Raw genomic sequence first — 3623 nt, forward strand, 5'->3', positions numbered from 1 at the left:
TCAGCACGCCGAGCAGGCCCACAACCATCACCATGCTGCGCTCCACGCACAGCCCAACCCGGTCGTCAGGCTTCACGCCAAGCCCGATCAGACGATGCGCCAGGCGATTGGCCTGCTCATTCAGCTCACCATAGGTGAGCGTCTGGTCTTCAAAGACGAGCGCCGTTGCCGTGGGATCCCTCCGCACCTGCTCCTCGAACAGCTGATGGATGCACCGATCCGACGGATAAGCAGCCTCCGTCCGGTTCCAGGTCTCGAGCACCAGCTCGCGCTCTTGCGCTGACAGTAGACTGGTCCGGCCGACCAGGCCTTGCCTTTCCGCCACAAGACCCCGCAGCGCGACTTCCAGATATCCGATATGCCGTTCGATCGTCTCGCGATCGAACAATGCCGTCGCGTAGCCAAGTTCTCCGACAAGCTCATTGCCGATCTCGGCCAGTTCGAGCTCAAGATCGAACTTCGACACCTCATAGGCCACGCGGGCAGGCTCGATCGTGAGGCCGGGCAAGGCGAGGCGGTCTTCCACAGGGGGCTGCCAGGTCAGCAGCACTTGGAACACCGGCGTGTGTTCCAGCCGTCGCGGCGGCTGCACGATCTCCACGACCTGCTCAAACGGCAGATCCTGGTGATCCTGCGCGCCCAGCGCCGCCGAGCGGACACGTTCCAAAAGGGCTGCGACATCCGGCTCGCCCGACACGTCCACGCGCAGCGCCAGCGTGTTGACGAAGAAGCCGATCAGTCCTTCGATCTCGCGGCGTCCGCGATTGGCCGTCGGCGTCCCGATGACGATATCCTCCTGGCCCGACAGGCGCGACAGGACCAACGCCCAGGCCGCCAGAACCACCATGAACGGCGTCACCCCATGCCGAAGGCTCAGGCGCTTCAGGTCCCGCGTCAGCTCTTCATCGAGCCGAACCGGCACGCTGGAGCCGAGGAAGCTCTGCTGGGCCGGACGCGGTCGATCCGTCGGCAGGTTCAGCACCACCGGCGCATCCCGCAATGTATCGCGCCAGTACTGGGCCTGCCTGGCGTGACGCTCGGTGCTCAGCCATTGCCGCTGCCAGACCGCATAGTCGGGATACTGCACTGGGAGTTCATCCAGCGGGCTCTCTTCTCCGCGGCTGAACGCGGCGTATAAAGTTCCCACCTCCTTGAGCAGGATGCCCATCGACCAGCCGTCCGACACGATATGATGCTGCGTTACAAGCAGCACGTGCTCGCTCTCGGCCGCACGGAACAGCCGGGCGCGTATCAGTGGACCGCGCTCCAGGTCGAATGGTGCGGTAAACTCCTCCCGGCTCAGCGCCGCGAGACGCCCCTTGGCGTCCTTCTCACCCCGCAGGTCGTGCTCCGCCAACGGCAGCCCGTGCTCCGATGCCAGGAACGCAACCCACGCCTTGCCATCCTGCGTCACGAACATGCTGCGCAACGTCTCGTGCCGCGCCCACACTTCATCCAGCGCTCGGCCAAACGCTGGCCGATTCAGTTCTCCTTGCAGACGCAGTGCCAACGGGACGTGATAGGCGGCACTTCCGCCCTCCAGCTGAGACAGGAACCACAGCCGCTCCTGCGCGTAGGACGGCAACAGGGCGCCGGATCGATCGACGCGCGCGATTGAGGGCAAATGATCGGAGCCGGATCCGACCAGTTGCTCCTCCACCGCCGCCGCGACGCCGGTGAGGCTTGGCGCGACAAACAACGCCGTCAGCGCCAGTTTCGCGCCGAACGTCTGCTGTATGCGGTTGACCAGCCTGACCGCCAGCAGCGAATGGCCGCCGAGTTCGAAGAAGCTGTCCTGGCGTCCGACCTGCTCGACACCCAGCAGCTCTTGCCAGATCCCGGCAAGGATCGTCTCGACCTCGCCCTGCGGCGCCTCGTAGAGGCCACGCGCATAGGCCTCTTCGTCCGGCGCCGGCAATGCCCTGCGGTCGAGCTTGCCGTTTGGTGTCAGCGGCAAGGCCTCAAGGGTCACATAGGCCGCCGGTACCATGTACTCCGGCAGGGTTGCACTCAGATGCGCCCGCAACACCGCAGCAAGTTCGCCACCAGCATCGCTCTTGGCCTCATCCTTGGCCACGACATAGGCAACGATCCGCTTGTCGCCAGGCGTGTCTTCGCGTGCGATCACCACCGCTTCGCGCACCAGCGCATGCTCGACCAGTCGCGCCGCAACCTCTCCCGGCTCGATCCGGTAACCCCGGATCTTCACCTGCTCGTCAAGGCGCCCCAAAAACTCCAGATTGCCGTCGGCCGCCCAGCGCACAAGGTCGCCTGTCCGGTACAGCCGCGCTTGTGGGTCGCCGCTGTAGGGATCCGCCACGAACCGTTCCGCCGTCAACTCCGGACGGTTCAGGTAGCCACGCGCAACACCCCCACCGCCAATATAGAGCTCACCTGCGACACCGATTGGAACAGGCTCAAGACCGGCGTCAAGAATGTAGACTTTCTTGCTCGAAATCGGTTTTCCGATCGAAACATAGCTGCCCTCGGGGACGGCCTTCAATGGCCCGCTGCTCAGATCGAAAGTCGTAGCGGTTACCGTTGTTTCAGTCGGTCCGTATGCATTTAAGACAATGCAATCCGAATCAATCGATTTCAGCTTGCTTACTGAAAACGCGTCACCCCCAACGATAAGAAGCCGAAGGCACTTCGTCAGATCCGGATGGAAATACGACGGCGTTATATTGGCAACATTTATCGAATTCCGTACTATCTCCGCACTCAGTTTATCAGGCGACCATAGTTCGTTTGGTCGAATGACCAGAGCCGCGCCCGTGATTAAGGCGGAAAATGCCTGTTCGATCGAAGGGTCGAAATTCGTGCTCGCGAATTGGAGCACCCGATCGCCAGAGGTGATCCGATATTTGTGGACGCTGGCGAGAATATGCTCGGCCAACCCGCCATGCTCGACCATGACGCCCTTGGGCTTGCCGGTGGAGCCTGAGGTGTAGATGACATAGGCGAGGTGACGCGGTGTCAGGCCAAGCACCTCGGGGTTGGTGTCGAGGTGAATCTCGTCAGCCCCCTGCGCCCCGTCCAGCGCGATCACTTCGCGACCGATCAGCGCCTCGCCCAGTGCTGTGCGCCCCGGCTTGTCGACCAGCAACAGGCGTGGGTCGGCATCGCCGACCAGCCAACCAAGCCGCTCGCGCGGATAGGCCGAGTCGAGCGGCACATAGGCCCCGCCCGCCTTCAGCACGCCGAGCAGGCCCACAACCATCACCATGCTGCGCTCCACGCACAGCCCAACCCGGTCGTCAGGCTTCACGCCAAGCCCGATCAGACGATGCGCCAGGCGATTGGCCTGCTCATTCAGCTCACCATAGGTGAGCGTCTGGTCTTCAAAGACGAGCGCCGTTGCCGTGGGATCCCTCCGCACCTGCTCCTCGAACAGCTGATGGATGCACCGATCCGACGGATAAGCAGCCTCCGTCCGGTTCCAGGTCTCGAGCACCAGCTCGCGCTCGTCTTGCGGAAGCACGTCCAGCGATCGCAGCGGCATCTCCGGCGCCTCTTCAAGCGCCTGCGCCAAGCTTTCCAGCGCCCGCTGCATCAGCCCGATGACGCGATCCCCCGACACCGCTTCCACGACCTGCGCCGTCAGTCCCAGCTCGGTCCCGAAG

General features: G+C 63.5%; 1 protein-coding gene. It reads right to left on the bottom strand.

The features are described 5' to 3' along the window. Positions 1-3623: non-ribosomal peptide synthetase (locus tag C1D09_RS00710; RefSeq protein WP_143972522.1), on the bottom strand; the 3623-nt coding region annotated here is incomplete at both ends.

Source organism: Mesorhizobium intechi, assembly GCF_002879535.1.
GTDB lineage: Bacteria > Pseudomonadota > Alphaproteobacteria > Rhizobiales > Rhizobiaceae > Mesorhizobium > Mesorhizobium intechi.